The 1,679-nt window shown below is 63.0% G+C and carries 1 protein-coding gene and 1 pseudogene; one reads left to right on the top strand and one right to left on the bottom strand.

The annotated features are described in order from the left end of the window. Window positions 1-660: pseudogene (locus OQK_RS00495) on the bottom strand (GAF domain-containing protein); the annotation flags it as partial. A 246-nt stretch (window positions 661-906) separates the two neighbouring features. On the opposite strand from OQK_RS00495, the gene OQK_RS00490 reads away from it, so the two are divergent. Then, window positions 907-1,679 (top strand): NAD(P)-binding protein (locus OQK_RS00490; RefSeq protein WP_038860102.1); only part of this gene is annotated, 773 nt, incomplete at its 3' end.

The following is a 1,679-nucleotide window of genomic DNA, read 5'->3' as shown; positions in this document are numbered from 1 at the left end:
ATAGCGCTGCGGATCGTGGCCAAGGAAAAAACAGCTCTCGATCAACCTGGCCGACAGATTGGTCAGGGCCATGGCCTTGAAGCGTTGCTCAAGGCTGCTTTCCTCGCGCACGGAGGACAGGTTGAGCACGGCGAGCAACTCACCGCTGGCGTCGAATATCGGGCTGGCCGAACAGGTCAGGCCGACGTGCTGGCCACGAAAATGCTCGTCGCGGCGAATGGTCACGTGCTGGCGCTCGACCAGGCAGGTGCCGACACCGTTGGTGCCCTCGTGCTCCTCGCTCCAGACCGAGCCGAGCCACAGCCCGGAGCGCTGGAACTCGCCGCGTTCGGCTTCGTTGAACACGCTGTCGATCGCCACGCCGCGCGCATCGGTGAGCAGCACGACATGGCCGTCACGTCCCAGTTGCTGGTGCAGGCTGTTCATCTGCCAGTGCGCCACGGAAATGATGTGTTCCAGCGGCGCACGGTGTTCGCGCAAACGCGCCTGTTCGAGCACGTCCGGCGCGCGGCGGCTGGCCGGATCGAGCTGGTATTGATCCAGGCAGCGCCGCCACGAACGGGTGATCGCCAGGTCTGCCGCCGCGCTGTGGCTGGCAACAGAGCCCTGCACGGCTTGCAGTACCTGGCGCGCGTGGGCGTTGATCGAGGCCGGTTTCATTGTTGTTGTTCTCCGCTTCGGTGAAGACACGGGTGTGTCCGCAGCTTAGATGAAAAGCTCATTGCGGGGGAATTTCGCGCCGAGTGACACAGTGTCATCCGCGATTCTCGAATTTGTGACATGTCGCCTGCGCCAAGCCTTGTCGGCCTTTGCATCAAACGCTCTGGCCCGCGCCTTTCAATGAGATGGCCCAAGCCTTGCTCTGATGCCATGGCTTACCAAAACAACAAGATCGGGAGTGGCCCCATGAACATCGCTATTGAAACCCCTTTGCAATCGCCAACAGCGCAACTTGCGGCCTGGGTCGAACGCCTCGGCGAACGTCTGGCGCAACGAGATGTGGACGGCACGCTGGAGCTGTTTGCCGAAGAATGCCACTGGCGTGACTTGCTGCTGTTCAGCTGGAACCTCGTCACCCTGGAAGGCAAACCGGCGATTCGCGACATGCTCGAAACACGCCTTGAGCAGACCCGGCCCGAACGCTGGCAACTCGAAGGTGAAGCCACGCTTAGCGACGGCGTGCTCGAAGGCTGGATGAGTCTGGAAACCGACACCGCGCGTGGCAAAGGCTACGTGCGCCTGAAGGACGGTCTGTGCTGGACTTTGTTGACCACCATGCGCGAACTCAAAGGCTTCGAAGAACCCAGCGGCCGCCGCCGGCCGATGGGCGCGAGCCACGGCCATGCCCACGCTGACAAGCGCAACTGGCTGGAGCGCCGCCGCGATGAAGAAGCGGCGCTGGGCATCACCACGCAACCGTACTGCCTGATCGTCGGCGGCGGTCAGGGCGGGCTCGGCCTCGGCGCAAGGCTCAAACGCATGGGCGTACCGACGCTGATCATCGACAAAGCCGAACGCCCCGGCGATCAATGGCGCGGCCGCTACAAGTCGCTGTGCCTGCACGACCCGGTCTGGTACGACCACATGCCCTACCTGCCCTTCCCCGACCACTGGCCGGTGTTCACCCCGAAAGACCAGATCGGCGACTGGCTGGAGATGTACACCAAGGTCATGGAACT

Origin of the sequence: Pseudomonas sp. R62 (assembly GCF_000257605.1) — a bacterium.
GTDB classification, from domain to species: Bacteria; Pseudomonadota; Gammaproteobacteria; order Pseudomonadales; family Pseudomonadaceae; genus Aquipseudomonas; species Aquipseudomonas atacamensis.
The sequence above is the reverse complement of the archived record's forward strand: the minus strand, read 5'-3'. Positions and strand labels throughout refer to the sequence as shown.